This window comes from Microbacterium sp. F51-2R, from assembly GCF_052180235.1.
Lineage (GTDB): Bacteria > Actinomycetota > Actinomycetes > Actinomycetales > Microbacteriaceae > Microbacterium.
In genome coordinates, this window is sequence record NZ_CP197470.1 from 3,063,073 (window position 1) to 3,084,128 (window position 21,056).

At 70.6% G+C, this 21,056-nt stretch carries 18 protein-coding genes and 1 pseudogene; 10 read left to right on the top strand and 9 right to left on the bottom strand.

Annotated elements, in window-relative coordinates; translation table 11 throughout:
- Window positions 1-80: 80 nt before the first annotated feature.
- The 4 genes and pseudogenes from ACSBPH_RS13415 to ACSBPH_RS13430 all read left to right on the top strand — a co-directional run bounded on the left by ACSBPH_RS13415 (window position 81) and on the right by ACSBPH_RS13430 (window position 3,600).
- Complete coding sequence (locus tag ACSBPH_RS13415; protein ID WP_442574819.1) at window positions 81-1,691, top strand: amino acid permease; 1,611 nt, start codon at window positions 81-83, stop codon at window positions 1,689-1,691.
- Between the two features lie 59 nt (window positions 1,692-1,750).
- A pseudogene (locus ACSBPH_RS13420) lies at window positions 1,751-2,053 on the top strand (alanine racemase); the annotation flags it as partial.
- Window positions 1,990-2,835: an alanine racemase C-terminal domain-containing protein gene (locus ACSBPH_RS13425; protein WP_442574820.1), complete on the top strand. Its 846-nt coding sequence runs from the start codon at window positions 1,990-1,992 to the stop codon at window positions 2,833-2,835. The pseudogene ACSBPH_RS13420 and the gene ACSBPH_RS13425, both read left to right, overlap by 64 nt.
- A 24-nt stretch (window positions 2,836-2,859) precedes the next feature.
- Window positions 2,860-3,600: an IclR family transcriptional regulator gene (locus ACSBPH_RS13430; protein WP_442574821.1), complete on the top strand. Its 741-nt coding sequence runs from the start codon at window positions 2,860-2,862 to the stop codon at window positions 3,598-3,600.
- Here the strand turns inward: ACSBPH_RS13430 and ACSBPH_RS13435 are convergent.
- The gene (locus tag ACSBPH_RS13435) at window positions 3,592-4,380 is read right to left on the bottom strand and encodes an IclR family transcriptional regulator (RefSeq protein WP_442574822.1); all 789 of its coding nucleotides are present in this window, start codon (window positions 4,378-4,380) and stop codon (window positions 3,592-3,594) included. The two genes, ACSBPH_RS13430 and ACSBPH_RS13435, sit on opposite strands and share 9 nt — an antisense overlap.
- Before the next feature lie 153 nt (window positions 4,381-4,533).
- Here ACSBPH_RS13435 and ACSBPH_RS13440 point away from each other — a divergent pair, with 153 nt between their 5' ends.
- Window positions 4,534-5,292: an SDR family oxidoreductase gene (locus tag ACSBPH_RS13440; RefSeq protein ID WP_442574823.1), complete on the top strand. Its 759-nt coding sequence runs from the start codon at window positions 4,534-4,536 to the stop codon at window positions 5,290-5,292.
- 81 nt (window positions 5,293-5,373) lie between these two features.
- Window positions 5,374-6,000, top strand: coding sequence for a DedA family protein (locus ACSBPH_RS13445; protein WP_442574824.1), 627 nt, complete (start codon window positions 5,374-5,376; stop codon window positions 5,998-6,000).
- Window positions 6,001-6,056: 56 nt separating this feature from the next.
- Here ACSBPH_RS13445 and ACSBPH_RS13450 read toward each other — a convergent pair whose 3' ends face one another.
- Window positions 6,057-6,371 carry a TraR/DksA family transcriptional regulator gene (locus tag ACSBPH_RS13450; protein ID WP_442574825.1) on the bottom strand — a complete coding sequence of 105 codons (315 nt, stop codon included), beginning with the start codon at window positions 6,369-6,371 and terminating at the stop codon, window positions 6,057-6,059.
- Between the two features lie 553 nt (window positions 6,372-6,924).
- Between ACSBPH_RS13450 and ACSBPH_RS13455 the strand changes: the two genes are divergently transcribed.
- Complete coding sequence (locus ACSBPH_RS13455; RefSeq protein WP_442574826.1) at window positions 6,925-7,257, top strand: TraR/DksA family transcriptional regulator; 333 nt, start codon at window positions 6,925-6,927, stop codon at window positions 7,255-7,257.
- 20 nt (window positions 7,258-7,277) lie between these two features.
- The gene (locus ACSBPH_RS13460; protein WP_442574827.1) at window positions 7,278-7,781 is read left to right on the top strand and encodes a hypothetical protein; all 504 of its coding nucleotides are present in this window, start codon (window positions 7,278-7,280) and stop codon (window positions 7,779-7,781) included.
- Window positions 7,782-8,846: 1,065 nt separating this feature from the next.
- Here ACSBPH_RS13460 and ACSBPH_RS13465 read toward each other — a convergent pair.
- The 6 genes from ACSBPH_RS13465 to ACSBPH_RS13490 form a co-directional block, all read right to left on the bottom strand.
- A complete protein-coding gene (locus ACSBPH_RS13465) occupies window positions 8,847-9,272 on the bottom strand; it encodes a hypothetical protein (protein ID WP_442574828.1) in 426 nt (141 codons plus the stop codon).
- A 41-nt stretch (window positions 9,273-9,313) separates the two neighbouring features.
- Window positions 9,314-10,279, bottom strand: a complete 966-nt coding sequence (locus ACSBPH_RS13470) for a DUF6745 domain-containing protein (protein WP_442574829.1) — start codon at window positions 10,277-10,279, stop codon at window positions 9,314-9,316.
- A gap of 47 nt (window positions 10,280-10,326) precedes the next feature.
- Window positions 10,327-10,977, bottom strand: a complete 651-nt coding sequence (locus ACSBPH_RS13475) for a hypothetical protein (RefSeq protein ID WP_442574830.1) — start codon at window positions 10,975-10,977, stop codon at window positions 10,327-10,329.
- A 70-nt stretch (window positions 10,978-11,047) separates the two neighbouring features.
- Window positions 11,048-12,211, bottom strand: a complete 1,164-nt coding sequence (locus ACSBPH_RS13480; RefSeq protein WP_442574831.1) for an OmpA family protein — start codon at window positions 12,209-12,211, stop codon at window positions 11,048-11,050.
- Window positions 12,212-12,491: 280 nt separating this feature from the next.
- Window positions 12,492-13,916 carry a hypothetical protein gene (locus tag ACSBPH_RS13485; RefSeq protein WP_442574832.1) on the bottom strand — a complete coding sequence of 475 codons (1,425 nt, stop codon included), beginning with the start codon at window positions 13,914-13,916 and terminating at the stop codon, window positions 12,492-12,494.
- 99 nt (window positions 13,917-14,015) lie between these two features.
- A complete protein-coding gene (locus ACSBPH_RS13490) occupies window positions 14,016-14,552 on the bottom strand; it encodes a hypothetical protein (protein WP_442574833.1) in 537 nt (178 codons plus the stop codon).
- 136 nt (window positions 14,553-14,688) lie between these two features.
- Here ACSBPH_RS13490 and ACSBPH_RS13495 point away from each other — a divergent pair, with 136 nt between their 5' ends.
- Window positions 14,689-17,130, top strand: coding sequence for a hypothetical protein (locus tag ACSBPH_RS13495; RefSeq protein ID WP_442574834.1), 2,442 nt, complete (start codon window positions 14,689-14,691; stop codon window positions 17,128-17,130).
- A gap of 19 nt (window positions 17,131-17,149) precedes the next feature.
- On the opposite strand, the gene ACSBPH_RS13500 is transcribed toward ACSBPH_RS13495, so the two are convergent.
- Window positions 17,150-18,397: a hypothetical protein gene (locus ACSBPH_RS13500; protein WP_442574835.1), complete on the bottom strand. Its 1,248-nt coding sequence runs from the start codon at window positions 18,395-18,397 to the stop codon at window positions 17,150-17,152.
- 416 nt (window positions 18,398-18,813) lie between these two features.
- On the opposite strand from ACSBPH_RS13500, the gene ACSBPH_RS13505 reads away from it, so the two are divergent.
- Complete coding sequence (locus ACSBPH_RS13505; RefSeq protein ID WP_442574836.1) at window positions 18,814-21,051, top strand: hypothetical protein; 2,238 nt, start codon at window positions 18,814-18,816, stop codon at window positions 21,049-21,051.
- Window positions 21,052-21,056 lie beyond the last annotated feature (5 nt).

Below are 21,056 nucleotides of genomic sequence, written 5' to 3' on the forward strand. Positions count from 1 at the left end.
TGTTTATCTCACACGTGCAATGCCGCACCCCTGACCACCGACGCTTCTCTTGTCTGAGAATGAAGGCGAGGACCCGACCGATGACCTCTTCGACCCGCACAGAATTGCCCAACGCGATGCCCCATACGACAGCCACGCAGGTACCGCTGCGCCGCCTCCAGCGCACGATGGACGCGCGACACCTCGTGATGATCGCCCTCGGCGGGGTGATCGGCTCTGGGCTATTCCTGAGCTCCGGCTACACGATCGGAGTCGCCGGCCCCCTCGGCGCGATCATCGCCTACCTCATCGGCGCCTTCGTGGTCTGGCTCGTGATGGCCTGCCTCGGCGAGCTGGCCCTTGCCTACCCGGTCTCCGGCGCCTTCCACGTCTACGCCGCCCGCTCCATCAATCCCGCGACGGGGTTCACGACGGCGTGGCTGTATTGGCTCTGCTGGGTGGTCGCACTCGGCTCGGAGTTCACGGCAGCCGGCATCCTGATGCAGCGCTGGTTCGTCGCGATCCCCGTGTGGGTGTGGTGCCTGGTCTTCGCGGGCGTGCTGTTCCTGCTCAACGCGATCTCGGCGAGGGTGTTCGGCGAGACCGAGTTCTGGTTCTCGCTCATCAAGGTCGTGGCGATCGTCGCCCTCATCGTGCTGGGCGGAATGGCGATCTTCGGGTTCACGCCGCTGTCGACCGAGCACCCGCCCGCCGTGCTCTTCAGCAACTTCACGACCCCGCAGGGGCTGTTCCCCAACGGCGCGATGGGCGTGCTCGTCACCTCGCTCGCGGTCTTCTACGCCTTCAGCGGGTCGGAGCTCATCGGTGTCGCGGCGGGGGAGACGAAGGACCCCGCCAAGAACATCCCCCGCGCGCTGCGCTCGACGGTGCTGCGTCTGCTGATCCTCTTCGTCGGCTCCATCACCGTCATCGCCGCGCTCCTTCCGTACGACCAGGCCGGTGTCACCTCCAGCCCGTTCGTCGACGTCTTCGAGTACGTCGGGGTGCCCTACGCGGCCGACATCATGAACTTCGTCATCATCACGGCGCTCCTCTCGGCGGGTAACAGCGGCCTCTTCTCGTGCGCGCGCATGCTGTTCTCGCTCGCCGAGGAGGGCCACGCGCCGCGCGCGCTCGGACGCCTCACGCGCCGCGGCATCCCGCTCGTCGCGCTGAGCGTCAGCATCTTCATCGGCCTGGCGTCGCTGCTCTCGAGCATCATCGCCGCCGAGACCGTCTACCTCGTGCTGGTCTCGATCGCGGGATTCGCCGTCGTCGCGGTGTGGATGTCGATCGTGGCGTCGCTGTTCTTCCACCGTCGCCGCTTCGTGCGCGAAGGAGGGGATGTCGCGTCGCTGCCGTACCGCACGCCGTTCTACCCGTTCGTGCCGATCCTCGCCTTCGTGCTGCTGGCGCTGTCGATCGTCGCGATCGCGTTCGACCCGAACCAGGTCGCGGCGCTGTACTTCGGCGTGCCGTTCGTCGGCCTCTGCTACCTCTACTTCTGGCTCCGGTACGGCCGCCGCGGTGCGCGGGAGGTCTCGGTGCTGGCGAACGAGGCACCGGTCGACCCCACCGAGGACCCCGCCGTCGAGGCCCCGACGCCGATCGTCGAGGAGCCGGCGGCGGCGGACGGTTCGGCTGCGGCGAGCGGTTCGGCGTCGGATGCTTCGGCGGCACCCGCTGAAGAGTCGGCTCCGACGCAGCGCTGACCTCGGCTGCGGGGTGGGTCGAGGTCGACACGAGGGCTGTCGCGCACAACCTCGATGTCGTGCTCGCCCACCTCGCAGGCGGACCGACCGTGTGCGCCGTGCTCAAGGCCGATGCGTACGGGCACGGGATCGACCTGGTCGCACCCGTCGTCGTCGCGGCGGGCGTCGGCGTGGTCGGTGTGACCGCGAATCACGAGGCCGGTGCAGTGCGCGAGGCCGGGTTCGCCGGCCGGATCCTGCGACTGCGCCCCGCGCTCGCCGACGAGATCGCCGACGGCCTGGCGCACGGCATCGAGGAATGGGTCGGCGGTGCGGAGCATGCGCGGGTGGTTCAGGATGCCGCCGCCGCCCACGGGCGACGCATCCGGGTGCACGTCTCGCTCAACTCCACGGGGCTCTCCCGCGACGGCATCCCGCTGGAGACCGGCGCGGGAGGCGGGCGCTCGCCGCGATCGGATGGATGCCGGGGCTCGACGTCATCGGCGTGTGCGCCCACTTCCCGTGCGAAGACGTCACCGACGTCGCGCAGGGCGCGCGGGCCTTCGCCGTCGAGGCGGCCCAGGCCGCGGAGGCGCTCACGGCGCGAGGCGGGGAGTCCCACGCGACGCGGCCCCTCGCGTTCCACTGCGCGACGACCTTCGCCGCGCTCGCCGTGCCGGACTCGCACTTCGACATGGTGCGGATCGGTGCGGCGCTCTACGGCGACAGCGCACTGCTCGGCGGACGCCTCCGCCCCGCGATGCGGGTCGTCACGCGGGTCGCGGCGCTGAACGACTATCCCGCGGGGAGCACCGCCGGGTACGGCCGTGCGCACCGGGTCCGCGCCGACGCGCGGCTCGCGGTCGTGCCCCTCGGGTACGCCGACGGCTATCACCGCGTGCTCGGCCGCCGCGCAGAGGTGCTCATACGCGGCCGGCGCGCGAGAGTCGTCGACCGGCTCGCGATGAACACCTTCCTCGTCGACGTGTCGGCCGTCGCGGGTACCGCGATCGGCGATGAGGTGGTCGTCTACGGGGCACAAGGCGACGATGCGATCACCTCCGGCGAGATCGAGCGTGTGACGGGCGAGATCGCCGCCGACCTCTACACGGCGTGGGGCCGCCTCCTGCCTCGCAAGCCGGGCGTGGCCGCCTCGGTAGGCTGAGGCGACGACGAACGGGAGCAGCCGATGGACGGACCCTCGTCCCTGTCGCAGGGGCTCACGCTTCTCGGTGCGGTCGTGGATCGAGAGCGGTCCGGGCGCCCGGGGCACAACGCCTCCCGGCTCGCCGAGACGACCGGCATGGAACGCAGCCGGGTGTCGCGCCTCACGCAGGAGCTGCGGACGCTCGACTACCTCGACCGCGATGAGGGCTCGGTCTTCCGCGCCGGCCCCGCGTTCTTCCGCGCAGCGGGCGCCCTCAACGAGCCGTGGCTGCGGGGTGCGCGGCGCGAGCTGCGACGCCTCGCGTCGCGCTTCGGGATGACGGCCCGGATCACGGTCGCGGAAGGGCCGAGGGCGCTGCTCCTGCGGTGCGAGTCGGGCCCCCGGGCTCAGGATGCCTCGCTCCGGCCGGGCATGACGACGCCGGTGTGGTGCACGGGCGGCGGGCGCGCGCTGCTCCTCGATCACGACCGTCCGGCGCTCGAGGCGCTTCTCGACGGCGTGCAGTTCGTCGGCGTCGGCGGACCCGCAGCCGCCCGCAGCGTCGCGGAGGTCGCCGACCTCCTCGCCCGGGATCAGGCAGAGGGCCTCGTCTGCGCGGTCGACGAGTACGTCGCCGGCATCACCGAATTCGCGCTTCCGGTGCGCGTGCGCGGCGAGATCGCGGCATCCGTCTCTGTCGAAGGCGCCCCCGTGCCCCTCGCGACGCGGGCGGCGATCCGGCGCGCGCTCGGTGCCGCCGTCAGCCGGCTCGAGTCACTCTGACGCAGGGGCTCCGAGCGCCGCGGACAGGCGTTCCGCCGCCGCGCGGCACTGCTCGCCCAGTTCGGTCGTGCGATCGAAGAGCGCCGAGCGCTCGCCGACGATCTGCAGGGCGGCGACGACCTCCGAGCGGAAGTCTCGGACCGGCGCCGAGACGGAGTAGAGCCCTGCCTCGGCCTCCTCGTCGACGATCGCGAAGCCGCGCTCCCGCGCTGCATTGAGCCGGGCGAGGAAGTCCTCGACGGACCGCGGCGCGCGCGGTCCCGCGCCGTCGAACGAGGCGACTGCGAAGACGTCGCGCACTTCGTCGTCGTCGGCATCCCACAGCACCGCCTGACCGGCGTCGCTGCAGTCGGCGGGGTAGGCGCGGCCGATCCACGAGCCGATCATGCGCGAGGCGGGCGGCACGCTCTCGACGATCGTGACGGTGTCGGCGCCGCGCAGCACGCCGAGGAAGCAGCTCTCGCCGACGGCCGTCGCCAGCTCGTCGAGGATCGTCAGCCCGTCGGTGCGCAGCCGCACCTCGGTGATCTCCTGGGCCTCGGCGTACCAACGCCACGCGAGACGGTATCCGCGGCTCGCCTCTCTGGTGACATAGCCCCGGCGGTCGAGCGCGGCGAGGGTGCGGGACACCTGGGACCGATCGCGACCGAGGTGCTCGGCGACAGCGGTGACGCTCGCGCCGTCGCCGGACGTGATCGCGAGTTCGGTGAGCGCGGCGATCACCTCGAATCCGCGGCCCATGCTGCTGATGTTCGACGCCGTCGCCGTTGGTTGCGACATGCAGCGAGCCTATCGGGGCCCCTGCCGCCCCGCCCGCCCCCGCCCGGACGGATTTCCCGCAGATCGTCACAGCCGCGGCATCCGTCCTGTCATCACTGGTGAGACCGGCGAACCGAACCGCGTCCGCGCGCCGGTGGGACAAAGGAGCAGCGCATGAAGATCGTCGTCGTCGGGGGCACGGGCCTCATCGGATCCAGACTCGTCGCCCGCCTCCGCGGGGATGGGCACGACGTCGTCGCGGGGGCCCGGGCGACCGGGGTCGACTCGTTCACGGGCGTGGGCCTGGCCGAAGCGCTCGACGGCGCCGAGACGCTCATCGACGTGTCGAACTCGTCGTACGTCGACGAAGCGGCCGCGCGGGAGTTCTTCTACGCCTCGACCCTGAACCTCCTGACGTTCGGCGCGGCAGCCGGCATCCGCCATCACGTCGCCCTGTCCGTCGTGGGCACGGACCGGCTGGCGCGGTCGGAGGGCGGCTACTTCCAGGCCAAGGCGGAGCAGGAGAAGCTCATCGTGCGCTCGGGCCGCCCGTACTCGATCGTGCACGCGACGCAGTTCTTCGAGTTCGTCAGAAGCATCACGGATGCCGCGACCCGCAGCCGCATCGCCCATGTCGCCGATGCGCTGATCCAGCCGATGGCCGCCGATGACGTCGCCGCGTCCGTCGCCGGCATCGCCGCCGGCGCACCGACGAACGGCATCTCGGAGTTCGGCGGCCCCGAGGTCTTCGAGCTGCGCGAACTCGCTGAGCGCGAGCTGCGCTTCCGCCACGACGATCGCGAGGTGCTGGCCGACCCGCTCGGCACGTACTTCGGCGCGCAGCTCGAGCACAGGGAACTCCTCCCGGGCCCCGACGCGACGCTCGTCGAAACCCGTTTCCACGAGTGGCAGGTGCAGAAAGCGCTGGTCTGACGGATGCCTCGTCCGAGGCGGTGAGGCAGCCCGCGGCCTTTCTCAGCGATTCCTGAGTGGCCGACCGCGAGGGTCGGGAGCATGGACATCATCAGCGTCCTCGCCTCCACCGGGCCGTTCGCCCTGCTTCTGGTCGGTCTCGTCGTCTTCGTCGAGAACGGCCTCCTCTTTCCGTTCCTGCCCGGCGACAGCCTCGTCTTCGCGGCGGCGGTCGTCGCGGGCGCCATCGGCGTGCCCTGGCCCGTCGTGATCGCGGTCGTCACCGTCGCCGCGGTCGCGGGCGGCGAAGTGGGCTTCTCGATCGGCCGCAAGTACGGCCGCGGGCTCTTCCGGCCGGGGGCGAAGATCTTCCGACCCGAATACCTCACGCGCACCGAGGCCTTCTTCGCGCGATGGGGGAGCGGCGCGATCGTGCTCGCCCGGTTCGTGCCGATCGTGCGCACCTACATCGCCCCGGCGGCGGGCGCCTCGACGATGGGTCGCCGCCGGTTCAGCGCGTGGAACGCGGTGAGCGGCCTTGTGTGGGCGGTCGTCCTCGGCGTCGCCGGCTACCTCCTCGGGTCGATCCCGTGGGTGGCCGCGAACATCGAGTGGATCATGCTCGGCATCGTCGTCGTCACGATCGCGCCGATCGCGATCGGCGTCGCGGTGAAGCGCACTCGGGCCGCCGAGTCGCCCGACCCGCGGCCTGAGCCCACGCGCCCGTGACCCGATCGAGCGGCCGGGTCATCGGGGCGTGGGAGGGGATCGTCACGGGCTTGGCGTTACGCGGCTTCGGCATGGCTCTGACAATCGATGCACGCTGACGCGTGGGGAACCACCTCCAGCCGTGCCGGAGCGATCTGACGACCGCAGCGGGTGCACAGGCCGTACGTTCCGTCGTCGAGCCTCTCGAGGGCCGACGCGATCTGCGTGATGATGAGCCGCGTCGAGGCCGCCGTCTGGTAGGCGATCGGATCGACGGAGGGAAGTGCTCTGGGCTCGAGGTCGCGGAGGATCCCTTCCCGCTCGGCCAGGTCGTGCTGCAGCCGGGCCCGCGCGGCGTCGGCGACCGCTTCGGTGGTGACTTCGGTTGACATGACTGCTCCTTCGGATACGAAAAACGCGCCGCAGATGCGACGCGTTGTATGACCGGGTAACCGTGGGCGGAGGGAGGTTACGGCGGTACAACGCGGGAGGCGGTCCGCAGCAGCAGACGACCCCCGGCGATCTGCCGGGGCGGAAGAACCTCGTGCCGGCCACCCGGAATACCCGCCGCGCCCGTCACGCGCACGCCGGAGATGTCCTCCGCGAGGCAGGCGTGGGGCTGGACGGTCATGGCACTCACCATAGCCAGACCCACAGCAAACGCAAGTCGACCGCAGGGGTTCTGCGGATGCCGCGCACGCCCGAGTTGCGGAAACCGGGGCGCTGGCTATGGTGGGGGCATGACAGCCGCCTCCGCGTTCCGCGACAACGTCGCAGAACGCTCGGCTGCCCGTTTCCTGGCCGCCGTGGCGTTTCCGCCGGGCGGCGGTCTCCGCTTCCTCCGCGTTCGACGCGCTCCTCCGCTCCACAGGTAGTTCACGCCACCTGGGAGCGCGTCGCACATCATCGCGACGCGCTCATCGTCGTACTCGGAAGGAGTCCCGCATGACCATCGACAGCAACCCCTCGTGGACCATCGGCCAGGCAGCGGCCGCTCGCATCGCGGCCCTCCAGAACCGGCTCGAGCGCTACCGCCGCACGCACGAAGAGGCCCTGGCGGGCTTGCCGCCGGCGTCGGAGGATCCCGTGGCGCACGTCCTCGCGGCTCCCTCGCGTCAGATGCTCGGCCAGGTCGCCACGGCCCTTCAGAAGCTCGCCGACGGCACCTACGGCCGATGCGTCTCGTGCCAGCGGGCGATCGGCGCCAAGCGCCTCGAGTCGCAGCCGTACCTCCTGGAGTGCGTATCGTGCGCCGTGCCCTCCGCGGCGGAGAGGTGACCATCGGCCGAGGCTCAGACGTGTCGGCGGAGCAGGGCCGACGTGCCCCGGCGATCCTCGTCGAAGGCGACCCGCTCCGCTGTCTTCGGGGTATCGAGTCGGCCGATCCGGCGTCCGAAGCCACGACAGACCTTCTGCTGATCGGCGTGGATGTCCGCCGGGTGCGGTCCACGGCGGGGCTGCTGGGGTCGCTCCGCGGACCGGCCAGGCGGGTGCGCCGGTTTCCCGCAGCCGTGCCGCAGATCATCGTGGTCCTCGAGCTCGCGGACGACCCCGAGCCGTGGGTGCCTCCGCTCTGCCAGCGCTGGGCCGAAGCGCTCCACCGTCACATCCAGCGCGGCCGCGGCGTCGATGCCGGCGTCACGGTTCTCCTGGCCGGTCCGCGCACGGACTCGCGCCTGGTCGCCGGCCGCATCTCGGAACTCGCACACCGACCGCCGGGCCTCACCCCCGCGATCGTCCTGCATGCCGGCGACATCTCCTGCCAGACGATCGCGCAGGCCTCGACGAACGACTTCATCTGAGCGCGGCTCCTAATGCCGGCAGCTTGGACGCGACGGCGGGAGTCGAAACTGCGGTTGGGCGGGTATCGCGGTCGCTCGGGAAGGGCGGAATCTTGCGGGTTTGGGCGTTCTGCCGCGGAAAGTCAGGGGTTGCTGGCTGGTGATCGGCCTCGTGTCGATCGGGCTCGATCAGGGGAATATGGGCTCGATCTGCGCGGCTTGTGTCCAAATGGTGTCCACGGCGCGCTCGATAGCCGTTCGTCCTGTGGTGTCCTGTGACGCCGCATACTTCGTTCGTCCGAGCGCGCAGGTTCAGGCCTCGCCGCATCCTCCCCTGCTAAGTCCGGCGGAAGCGGGGTCCGGGCGCGTCACTCCACTGCTTGCGCACGAGCCGCGGAGCACGGAACGATTGACCGCCGGGAATGACGCTCGCGCGGTCAACTGGGTACCTGGCTCACCGCGAATGTCGCGACGTGACCATCTCGCCGAGGATTTGGAGGAGACATTGTCATCGAGGCCCAATGGATACGATCCATCGACCCTTGATCTGAATCGACTGACGGCGTACGCAAGGCGAGTCTCCCGGGAGACGCGCGCGCCCAAGCGCCCAGCGATTCGTGGAAAGCAAGATGGCGAAAGTACGAATGGGGGATCACAGGTTGATCTCTTCGGCGCTCATTGGCCACTACTTGAAGTGATGAGTAACGGCGAGACCTTCGATAGTCCGCGATTGTTGTCCGAGTGGCAGACACGCAAGCACTGGATCCTGACCCCTGAGGGGGAACTGCATTTGGTGATCTACGAAGAGGAGTTCGCTGCGCGCGGTGGGTTCCCGGGATCCTGGCGAGTGAGTTCAACGCTCCGAGCGATGGAGGCCTCCGACATCCTTGAGATGGACTACGACCACCCACAGCGGAGTCACGGAAGGCCTGGAACACGGGAGGAGCACTCGTGGGGCAACCTGTCGCGTGGCCGATTGTCGGTGCACGCAGCGGGTGTTGGAGCATCCCTCGCCCTCCGGCGCCTACTAAATGCGTCCTAGGCCGGGACTCGGTTCGTCGCTCACCGGTGTCGGGACACGTCGCGTCAGTCTTCGATGAACTCGACGATCTCGCGCTGCTCGCGCTGGCGCGAGACCGTGTAGCGGCCGGGCGTGAAGCCGATCGCGCCGTGCTCGGGGTGGATCAGGTAGGCGACGGCGCCGTCGGGCACGTCGAGGGTGCCCAGCCGAAGTGACCGAGCGACAACGCGTGCCGCGACGGGGTCGAAGAGGACGGCGCCGTCGGCGACGAGTAGGTGGGTGTTGCCGCCGTTCTCGCCGCGCACTACGGCGATTCCCTCCGGCGGCACGGGGGTGCTCGCCGTGCCCGCGAGGGGCACGAGGCGCTCGGGGGTGACCAGCACGTCGCCTTGTCGCCCGAAGTCGACGAGGGGCACCGCCGCCTGTCGGTCGAGGTGGTCGAGCACGTCGACGTCGTGGGCGGTCAGCACGTCAGAAAGTGTCGGGTTCATGGTGGTCCTCCAGGTGATCGATCGCGTGGTGGTGTCAAGGTTCAGGATGCCGCGCCCAGTTGCGCGTATTGGTGCTTGGTGAGACCGAAGGTCCAGGCCGCGGCGGCGAGGGGGTCGGCGATGCTGTCGGGGGTGAAGATCGCGTAGCGCCGGCGCGTGCCGTCGCGTTCGGGGCTGGCGTTGGTGCACAGCAGGATGTGGGCGGAGAAGCCGATGACGTGTGGCGTCAGGTAGTGCAGGTTGAGCTTGTGCCCGGGGTTGGCGGGGTCGGGTACGGGCTCGCCGACGCGCGCCAGGCGCCCCGATTCGAGAAAGCGCGGCCACGTCATCATCTCGATTGCGCACCGCCGCACCTCGAGGTTGCGCTCGGCGAAGATGCGCGCGACGGGGTTCTCACCCTCGACGAGATCGCGGGGCACGAGGGTGCCGTGCCACGCGTAGACGACGTCGCCGTTCGCCCAGGCCATGGCCGGCCCCTGCCCAGCGTGCAGCCGGCCGTCGTCATCGTGGTGCAGCGCAATGGGCGCCGGGCACGTGATCGCGAAGCCGCGGTGGGCCCACCAGAGCGCGGTGGGCTCTTCGCGACGATCGAACGGCATCCATCGTCGTTCGCCGGTGCGGAATCGAGAGGTGAGTGGCAGCGGTTCGTCCGCGCGCGCCGGCGCGGTGAGCACCCACTCGGCGACCTCCGCCACGAGCCGCTCCGACAGCCCGTGCCGGTGCGCCTCGGCGACGAGCGCGACCGTGAGGGCGGGGATGGCGTCCGGCAGCCGATCACCCTCACGCAGGCAGTCGGCGACCAGTTCGGCGACGCGGGCGGCGTCGAGGGGCGACGCGACCTCGAACACCGCCCCGACCTCTGCGGTCCACGCCCGGCGGTAGACCCCGTCGATGTGCGCCCGGCGCTCTGCCGCCGTCGCCGCGTCGGCCGGCATGACGCGCGGCATCCACTCCGCCCGCACCCTGGTCACGACCTCGACGGGGATGTCGCGTGTCTCGTGCGCCATCGCGCCCCCTCCGCCGAGCCTGATTGTCGAACCGGCATCCGACATCGTCAAGGAGTGTCGGTCGCCCGACGCACCGCGGTCGGGCCGACTGCGAGCACATAGGGCGCGACGGCGGGCGCGTGCGATGCTTCGCGGGTGCGGCGGATGCGCGCGTGCGTGTATCGCGCGGCGCGCTCGTCGTAGGCCTCACGCCACTGCTGCCGCACGTCGTCGCCTTCGATGGCGAGGGCGTCGCGCACCGAGACGAGCTGCTCGCGGCGCACCAGCGCGGCCTGGCGCCGCGACCGGTCGTCGGCGGCGCGCGCGTTGGCCGCGCGGGCGTCGCGCACGTCGCGCGCCCAGCGCTGTCGGTCGTCGCCGTCTCGACCGTCCAGCTCGCGGGCGTCGGGTTCGACGATCTCGCGGAGGGCAGACCCGGCGAGGACCACATCGACTTCGGCACGGGCGAGGTCGACGGCAGACAGGGCGAGGTCGATGCGCCGCACCGCCTCGGACTCGTGCCGGCGGTGCCTGCTGTTGATGCGGTGCAGGGCGTGGGTGTGGGCCGTGTCGGGCACTTCGCGGTAGCGTACGCCGTCGCGCCAGCCGGCGAACGAGAGGGCGAGGCCCTCCCACAGCCCGATGCGATCGGGCGGCACGGGGCACTCGGCGGTGAAGCCGGCCGAGCCGATAGTGACGGTGCGGATGTTGCGTGACATGGTCTCTCCTGAGATGGGGTGAACGGATGCTGGGTACGGAATCTCTGCTGGGTGCTGAACCGATCCCGGATCAGCAGGTCGATGTGGCGCCTCGGCTCACCACGACGACGCGGTTGGCGGACGCGGCGTCGACGATGAGGCGCCCGGCGTCGTCGATGTCGTCGACCCGGCACGGCCACGCGATACCCCATCCCTTGACGTCGATGTCGGCGAGGTCGATGCCGGCGATGCGCGCGACCTCTGCGGCGACGGTCTGAGCCCGTGCTTCGGCGATCGTGGTGTTGAACGCCTCGCCGCCCTCTGACGACGCCGACCCCTCGACGAGGTAGGTGCCCTCGCAGCGGGCGAGGGAGGCGACGATGCCGGCGAGCCGCGCCTCGGTCGCCGCGGTGTCGACGAGGTCGGCGCTCGCCGCGGCGAACCCGATCGAGGCATCGGCGAGCACCTGGCGGCATTCGCCCTCGGCGACCGGCAGCGGCCGCTCGATCGGCACTGGGGTGACCGGCGGCAGCGACTCCGCGTTCTGCGCGAGTGCGTTCAACGAGCCTCCGCCGAGCTGCACGTCCGTGGCTCCGGTGGCCGAGAAGTAAGCCGCCCAGAGGCCGGTGAGGCTCGTGCGGGCGTCGGCGCTGAGGTCGGGCTGCGGCGCGACGGTCACACCCAGTCGCGGCATCCGCACGATCACGTCGCGCAACTCGGCGAGCCCGCCCTGGTCGCGCACGTTCGCCACGAGGTCGGCGGGCTCGGCGTAGAGGCGGCCGTCGAGCATGCTGAACGCTCCGGTCGTGGAGAGGCCCGGGGCAAGCACGTAGAGCGCCTTCTGCCCGTCACCGTCGAACGTCTCGGCAGCGAGCGCGATCGCTTCGGTGAGGTCGACCTCGGGGGTCTGTGCGAGGGTGCTCACGATGCGCTCGGCGACCTCGGTGCGCGCGCGGCTGAGCTCGTCCTCGCGGTCTTCGCTGTAGTCCGAGAGCTCGCCGATCGTGCTGTCGTAGATGACCTGGGGCGCGCCGTCGGCGACGATCACCGTGACCCGGTCGCCTTCGGCGTCGAGCATCGCGAGCGCCGGCTCGATGTCGGCGGGGGTCATGCGGGGCGCCGAGGTGTGCGCGGCGATGACGATCGCCGTTTGGCCCGCTGCGGGCGTGCCGCCCGATGCGGCGCACGCGGCGACGGGGACCCCGCAGAAGAGCACGAGCAAGAAGATGCCGAAGCGGCGGATGGTGCGGAACATGGTGTGGTCCTTTCAGAGGGGTGGTGCTTGAGAACGGGTGGTGATGCCTCTTCCGATCCCGGACGCGGTCCGCGCCCGCATGCACCCGCACCGACGCGAACCGGCCCACCCCGCATCGCGCGGGATGGGCCGGTTCGGTCACGCCCAGTGGCGCGCGCAGCGGGGGCAGGTCACCCCGGTGCCGCAGGGGCAGTCCGGTGACCGGCGCCAGTCGCCCCGGCACGACCGGCAGGGCTCGAGCACGGATGCACAGTACCGGCAGCGGGGCCCCGCGTCGGGCTCACGCCCGAAGCGCCAGATCAGGATCCTCATCGTCGTCTCCCTTCCGGGCGGTGCGCAGTTCGACCGGGTGGGTGAGGGTCGGCTCATCGGCGAGGTCGCTCAGCGCCTCGATCTCGGTGTGGGTGCGGGCGAGTCGATCCTCGAGCGCGTCGGTCATCTCGGGGGTGGCCGCGGCCTGCGCGGCCGCTCCGGCGTATGTCGCGAGGGCGATCTCGTACTCGACGGCGATGCGCTCCTGCTCGAGCTTCCACATCACGGCGCCCTCGGTGTTGACCTGGCGCTGCAGCTGGGCCTGTGCAGTGATGTCGTCGACCTGTTCGCTGAGCAGAGTGACCCAGCGGCGAGCACGCAGTACGGCGCGGCGGGCGACCAGCTCGTCGAGCCGGGCGGGGTCGTACGCCCACAGTTCGAACAGCACCAGGGCGACGCCCACGCCGAGCAGCACGACGATCCACATCACGCTCGGCAGCACCGGGTCGTAGACGGCCGCGGTGTCGAGGGGCGGGATGCTGGCGGGGTCGGCGCCGTTGCTCACGGCGTTGAGCACGTCGTCGCGGTGCTGTTCTTGGGCTTCGCGCACAGCCGCCCGACCGTCGACCTGCACCCGCACGATGGCGAGGGTGACACCGACGCCGATCCAGAACACCGCGGCGACCGCAGTCGCCGCCCACACCCACGCGGGTCGGTGCCCACCGTGTGCGGCGATGTTGAGTGAGCGGCCCACCCGGTGGGGAATGAGGGTGAGCGAGATCACGGCGATGACGGCGACGGATGCCGGCAGCCACCAGTTGCCGTCGGCCACATGAAACAGCTCGCGCATGTTGGCCGACACGACGATCGTCTCGATCACGAGCGGGATCGCGAGCGGCAGCACGTCGCGGACCCGTTCCCACATCACGGCGCGATCGATGTACGCCGGATCGGCGGCGATCGGGGTGCCCGGGCGTATCGCCCCGTCTGGGGCGGGGCACTCACCGTTCTGCACGGCGACGGTCACCCGATGGGCCTGCTCGACGCGCTCGCACTCCTTCTGCGCCGAGTCGCGCTCCTTGGTGGCGCCGGTCTTGCTGCGCGGACCGTCGCCTGGCGCGGGGGTGCGTTCGCCGCGCTCGGCGGCGGCGACGAGGGCGTGACCGGCGGCCGCCGAGTTCGCGGCGCGTTGCCCGGCGACGAGCCCGCGGTGGCGGGCGCGCAGGTGCGACTCGGTGTCGAACAGCATCGGCTGCTCGCCCGCCCACACGCCGGGGGCGTCGATCGCGTCGGTGGCGACGTCGCCCCTTCCGCGCTGCTCGGCTTCTTCGAGCGCGCGCCCGCCGGCCCAGTCGGGCTGGTCGGTCGGGGTGAGCCCCATATTGAGGCTGGCGCCCGCTGCGCCCTCGTCGGGCTCGTCGGGCGAGGCGGTGGGAGTGGTGCGTCGTGACATGGTGACCTCCGGTTCTGTGGATCGTGGCGGTCTCGCGGATCCTGGTAGGACGTCATCCGATCCCGGACGACTGTGCGAGGGATGCCCGGGTGTCGGCCTCTACGCGGCGGCTGTCCACTCGCTGGATGTCGAGCGGCCGGCGCCGAGCCGCAGCTTCGCGTGGGTGTCGCATGCCCGCCACAGGTCGATCGACGCGTAGCCGCGCCCGATCACCTGGTGTGTGCGCATCCCCGCTGCGCCGGCTGCCCGAGCGAGGTCGGCGAAGATGTGGTCGCCACTCGCGATGACGAGAGTGCTGAACCGGCGGGCGGCATGTGACACGTCGGCGAACTCCAGGAGTGCGAGATCGGCACCGTCTCGTCCGTCGCGCACGCGCCACTGCACCGGCTCGCCAAAGAGTGCCGGCGCGGCAGCGCGCACGGTGCGGCGGCTGCCTGCGAGCACGACCTGATCGCCGGGGCGGGTAGCGAAGGCGAAGTGGCGATAGATGTGCCACACCCGGCAGTACTCGTCGGGTGCGAGACCCGCGCCGCCCGCGAGGTTCTCGATGTCGACCAACTGGAGGCGGCGTCCCTGCGAGTCGCGGCGGTCGCGAGCCGTGCGGCGGGCGTTGCGGTTGTCAGCTCGGATGCTCATGATGTTCCCTCCGGCGCCGACTGCACGCCCGGGTGGGCGAGACGACAGCGGCGACACGAGGTGAAGACCGATCCCGGATCCGATCTGCGCGTGGGTGGGAGTCGATAGGATCCGAGAAAGTTACGGGGAGCTGGCTGTGGGGGAAGAACTTTCGTCGTCGACATCGCCGACGGCACAGAACATCGTGGCGCTCGCGACCGGCTTTCGGCACGCCATCCGGGGGGCGCGCGGGACGTCTGAGAGCTGGGCGCCCGACCGCCTCGGCGCACTCAACCATGTCGTCCGCGATGCCGACGGCGCGTGGCGACCCGATGGTCTCACTGCGACGCGGATCCTCCTCCGCAGGATCGTCAGCGCGTACGAGACTGCCGACGCCGACGGGCGGCCCCGACGCGACGTACAGCTCACCGCACGCGCGATCAGGAGGCGGTGGGGATTGTTCGGCTATCCCTCCGATGAGCCCACGCACAATGCCCTGCTCGAGCGCGGTGACCTGAGCGCCAGCTTCCATGTCGATGAGGTTGTCGACATCGACATCGACGACGGCGCGACCCTCAGCTACTCCGACAGGTCAAGGTGGCAGCAGGCCGTCGCGAAGCATCCCGACGCGCTGGCGGTCGCCGCCGAGGGCATCAACCTCGAATGGGCCCGGATCGACGACGACGAAGCGAGGCTCGACAGCGACAATCTGCCGCGCTGGGACACCGCGAAGCGCACGATCCCATCCTGGCCGCCCGGCGGAGCGCTGCCGGGCACTGAGGGCGGTTGGCTAATTCGCGCGCTGGGTGCACAACTCGGTCACGACGAACGTATCGTCGGCCCTGGCGAGAGTGACGGCGCCCGCAATCGTCAACTCCTGCACGTCCTCCGGCGCCTTGCCGTCGACCGACACGCCTTCTACCTGGGATTGCGGCTGGATACGCAACGGCACTTCTTCCATCTGCGGCACGCGATGGCGCGTGTCTGGTTCACCGACGACCTCCTCGACCTCGGCGGTATCGAAGAGTTCGGGTCTGATGCCGAGGTCGGCAGCACAGCACGTCCCCTCCTGCTGTCGCAGGCGAGCATCGCGCGAATGGAGTTCTACGCTGTCATCCACGAGTGGGATGCGCGGGCAACTGACGAGGTGCTGCGACGTCGCAGCTCGGCGCGCGAGATCTTCCTCGGGCTGGAGCGCCTTCCCGACGCGCTCCAGCAGTTTGAAGAGCGCCTCAAAGAGACGTACTTCCGCACGGCCAAGCGTGGCGATGAGCAGCTGCGGGACAAGCCCGACGACATTACGATTCCCGAGTTCGTGCGCCGAGCCGAGCCAAAGGCGCGAGAGCTGTACACACTCGCCCAACAGATTCGGCTGCTTCCGACCCGAGACATCGTGAGCGAGTACATCTCGCGGCGGAGTGACCCCGACCTGCTGTTCGACAAGATGTCGACGACCAGTCAGCGCACCGTTCTTCTCGCTGACCAGGCCGTGAGCCTGGATTGCGTCAACATCCGTGATCAGGGGCTTCAGGCGACGATCGCCGCGTTCTTGCGCGAGTCGAGTGTGGCCGGCATCGAGTACGCGCAGTTCGACAGCCGCGACCGGGCGGTGCTCGGCACCAAGGAGGGGACGCGCGCTGGGCTCATGCGCGCGATCGCCGAAGGGGCGCGCGGCATCGAAGAGCTCTCGCACGTGCGGAGGAAGGCGAACGAAGAGTTCAGCAACGTGCGGGTGAACGAGCGGGCCGCGCTCGAGACTGAACAGCAGATGAGTCTCGCCCTCGCCGGGGCGACGGTGCGCGTACTCGAAGACTTGATGAAGTCCGATCCGCGGGTGCAGAAGTCGAAGAGTCACGACGTCGTCGCCGGCGAGGTGTCGGCGGCGTTGCTGTGGTCTCAGCGCACGGTGATGGCTCTTAATTCGCTCGACGAGAAGGGCTACCTCGCGTCTGAGAGATACCACGACGGATACCTCGCGAGCGTCGCATGGCGGGCACCGACTAGCATCATCCGACACCGCGCCCTCTGCACCGCGTACCTCGTGGCCGCTGCCTACGGCATCGAATCCGACCAGTTGCCGACGCTGCTCGATCTCGACATCGCGTACGACCGCATGGTGTCGACCGTCGAGATCAACGACGGGCACGTGCCGCAGGTGATGCAGGGTGTTCTCCTGCACTCCTTCCTCACCGCGGGAAGGCTGCCGTTCGCCGCGCAGTACGCCACGGTGTTGCAGAGCTTCGACTTCGTCACGATGTTCGCCGAGACCGAGGATACGCGAGCCCACTACGTCTACCTCGACGGCCGCAAACGCATGCTCGCGACGCTGACGAACTTCGAACGCCAGTGGGACTACGGCGCGATCGGAGGCGTCGCCGCAGGCTCCCCGATCGCGCGCGCCCTCGACAAGCGCAGTCACCACGAGTTCTCGCACTGGCGCACCTACGTCGAACTGCTCGGCATGTTCCGCACCGGCAGCCTCGATCGCGACCTGCTGTGCCTCCAATGCAAGTGGACCGGTCCGGTGGGCAAGGTGCGAGGCTCCTACTGCCCACGGTGCGACTCGACGATGATCCGCGTCCGAACCGTCTCCACCTGACTCCACCTGACCGTGGGCCTTACGGGCGCTCCTCGCGCTCGATCTGGGCGAACGTCTCGAGCACGACAGCTCGGGCCGCCGCGTTGCTGAGCTCGCAGGTCGCGCGAACGACCGAGACGAGGTGCGTGATCAGGGCGCGACGCTCGGTGAGACGGTCGACCACCGGGTCGCCGGCTCGTACTCGCGTGGCCACGCGCGCCAGTTCGGTGCGCACGGCGTCGCCGTGGGCCGTGCCAGACGGCCGCGACAACCGCTCGATCACTACGGCCGCGTCAAGCCGGCCGTCGTGCATCTCGACCTCGCCCGACCATGCCCGCTCGGCTGTTCCGAAGGTGCGCTCTTCGGGCGTGCGTCCATCGCCTTCACGGTGGTCCCAATCGACGTGCTGTTCCGGGCGCTTCTGCGCGCACACGTCAGCGTGCACCTGACGCACCTGCGCCATGGCGTGGCGAGCGAACGACTCCCGGTCAGCCGCGCCTCCCTGCTGCAGGGTCTTCAGCAGGGCTTCCTGCACGAGGTCTTCGGCGGCGGCGTCGTTGTGGCGCACGAGCCGCTGGGCGAAGGCGACCATGCGCGGGCGCACGACCGCTGCGTGAGCCTGCCACGCGGCGAGGTGGTCGGGCTCAGTGACGACGATCGGCCGCACGTGGCCGTTGGCGTGGCGGCGGCCCTCGCACCAGTTGGTCGACCACCGTTCGTTCGTCGGGTCGGCAAGGCCTGCGTGTGCCGCAGCGACGACGACGCGCGTGAGGGCTGACGCGTCGTCGAGCAGGCGCGGGTCACCGCGCAGTGCGTCAGCCGCCTCGTCGGTGAGGCGCGACGTCGTGCGAGTACGGAAGTTGTCGCGTGCCGCGGAGTCGTACGAGCGGCCGGCCAGGCGTTCCTGCGCGGCGATCGCGTAGGGGCGGACGACGGCCGATGCGGCGAGCACGGCGAGCACCGTCGGCATGAGCACCTCTCCGACCCGCACCACGAGATCAGTGACCGCGGGGTCGAGCGCCTGGCGAAGGGACACCGCATTCGCCGCGGCGAGGGTAGTGAGGTCGACTCCGGCCAGTACCGCGACGCTCTCGGAGACGGCGGTGGTCGGCCGCGGGTTGCGACGGCTCGCGCACGGCATGACCTCGGCGTAGAGCGACTTCAGCGCGGCGAACGCGGAGGCGGCCGACTCGGGTGCGAAGCGGTCGACGGCCTGGCGCAGGGCCTCAGAGCGGCTGGCGGCGCGGTCGGTGCGACGCTCGAACGAGATGGCGGCTGACTCTGACATGTGACTCTCCTCCGGTTGACTCGTCCGGGTCGTGCGCCCGGCGTGTCAGTCAGCGTGGAGGGGTGGTCAGAACGCCGCCGGGGTACGCGGCTTCCTTGCGGAAGGCGCACCCCGGCGGGTGTCAGGTGCGAGAAATCGGCCTCATCACGTCGCTGTTACAGCTCGCGGCCGCACTGGATGCACTGCTTGTTGTTCGCGTTGTTCTTCGTGTCGCAGAAGCCGCACGTGCGGGCTTCCTTCTTCGTGTCCTGCATGGTCCACCTCCTTTCGTGGTCGGTGTGTCGGGTGCTCTACCGATCCCGGATGCCCGCCTCGAACCGGGCCGACACCCATGGCGGGTGATCCGGGATCGGTCTGTCTCTCGTGACGGCAGAACCGATCCCGCCGCATCCCCATCACGATCAGAAGGAGCCCGCATGGCCCACACAGCGCCCGCCGCAGAGAAGAGCCGTCTGATCGTGCGCGCGCTGTGGCGCGACGACTTCGCCGACGCGCGTGCGGCCATCGCCGAGCGCCGGCTCGTGCGCACCGTGGCCGAGTGGTCGGCCGGTGCCGGCGTCGACGTGGTGGTGCGGTCGACGTCGGGTGGGCGCGTGCAGGTCGACATCGTGCCGATGGGGGCGGTGCCGCGCGAGTGGAAGGCCGACGTGGCCCTCGCGCTCGAGGGCATCGCCACGCTCGCGAGCACGGCCACGTCGCGGCGGCCGCTCGCGCCGACGATGCTCGCCGAACTGGTTCGCGATTCCGCGCAGAGCGGTGCAGAAGGCTCGCGTGGTGGGTGGCCGCGGTCTGAACGCGATGCGTCGGCGCCGCTGCTCGAGACCGTGAGTGCGATTCGGGGCGGATTCGTGCGCGTGCTGCTCGCCGCTACGGGGACGATCGAGCGGACGATGCTCGACGGCGATCTGCGCGATTCGTGGAATGCCGCTGCCCACGGCGACCCCGACGCCTATCTGGGTGCGCCGGTGCTCGCGCGCACGTTCGTCGGCGTCTCGGCGTCGGCGGGCGCCGGCACGAGCATCGCGCCGCTGCGCGCGGCGGTGCGGGCGTGGGGGAGCGCTCTTGTGCTGGACGACACCGACGTCGACAGGGCACGGTTCGACGACCCGTCAGTCGCCGGCATCCGTGGGGCCGTGCGCCCCGAGGGGTGGGCGCTGGCGATGCTGCGGCTGCCCGCCTGCGGGCGCTCGCCCTCGCTTGCGATGGCCAGCCGGCCCCGGCCGGTCGCCGATCGGCCCATCGACACGGCCGCGCTGCCGCCCCGCGCTACAACGGCGATCGAGCTCGGCACCGCGCGCGTCGCGGGTGCCGGCACCACGCGCGTGCGCCTCGCGGTCGACGATCTGCTGCGACATGTCTTCGTCGAGGGTCGCAGCGGCGCGGGCAAGACGACGCTGCTCGCAACGATGGCGGCCGAGTTGGCGCTGCAAGGGGTCGGGTTCACACTGCTCGAACACCACGGCTCGGGTGTCGACGGCGTGCTGCGGGCGCTGCCCGACGAGCACGCCCGGCGCGCGCGTGTGATCCGCCACGGCGACGCGGCAGCCCCGGCATCTGTCAACTTGCTCGCCGAGCGCGACCCCGATGCACGCGAGCAGGCGGTGTCAGAGTTCGTCGAGCTCGTGCAGTCGATGTTCGATCCGCGCGGCGAGGGCATCGTGGGCCCGCGCTGGCGTCGGTGGTTCGGGCTGCTCGCCGACGGGGTCTGCGCCTGGTTCGGTCCGCGCGCGACCCTGGTGCACGTCGTGGCCGTCGCCGCCGACATCGCACGGGTGAATGCGCTGGCGGCTCGGCTGGCGCCGCGGCATCCCGAACTCGCCCAGCGTCTGCGTGCTGAGATCGGGATGCTGCGCGGTGAAGAAGCCACCAATCTCACATCGTGGGCGCTGTCGAAGTTCCAGCCGCTCGTCGGGCAACGCGCGATGCGGGAGATCGTCGGTCGCCCCGACGACTCGGTCGACGTGGCCCGGCTGATGGACTCCGGCGGGTCGCTGCTCGTCGACCTGGGTGGCCCCACGCTCGGCACGGCGTCGGCGCGCATGCTGGGTGCGACCTGGCTGCTCAAGCATGCCCTCGCGATGGGGCGTCGGCGGGACCGTCGCCCCCACGTGCTGCTGGTCGACGAGGCCCATCTTTACACGTTCGGTGCGTTGCCGTCACTGCTCGCCGAGTCGCGCAAGTTCGGTCTGGGGGTAGTGGTGGCGACGCAGAGCTTCGAGGCGCTGGCCCCGGCGATGCAGGCGGCGGTCGAGGCGAACGTCGGCTCGACGTTCTCTTTCAGGCTCGGGCTCAACACCGCGCCGCGCGCGTCTGTTCGCCTGGGCGGGTGGCCGGTTGACGAACTGGTGCGGCTGCCCGACCGCACAGCGGCCGCCTCGATCAGCCGCGCCGGCGTGCAGCACGATCCGTTCTTGCTGCGGGTCGCTCGCCGCACCAGCGACGCACCCGACGCCTATGCTCGCGCGCTCGCCGCCGATGCCCGCAACGCGGCCCATCTGCGGGCGGCAGCGACGACGTCGGCGCCGAGCGACCGCGATGTCGTGCGGGCACTCATGCCTCCGAGCGGCGAGCCGCGCGTTGCCGACAACCACGCGTCCACGTCGCCCACCGACGTGGTCGCTCTGCTCGCGAAGGGCAAGGCCTCGAGCCGGTAGGCGCG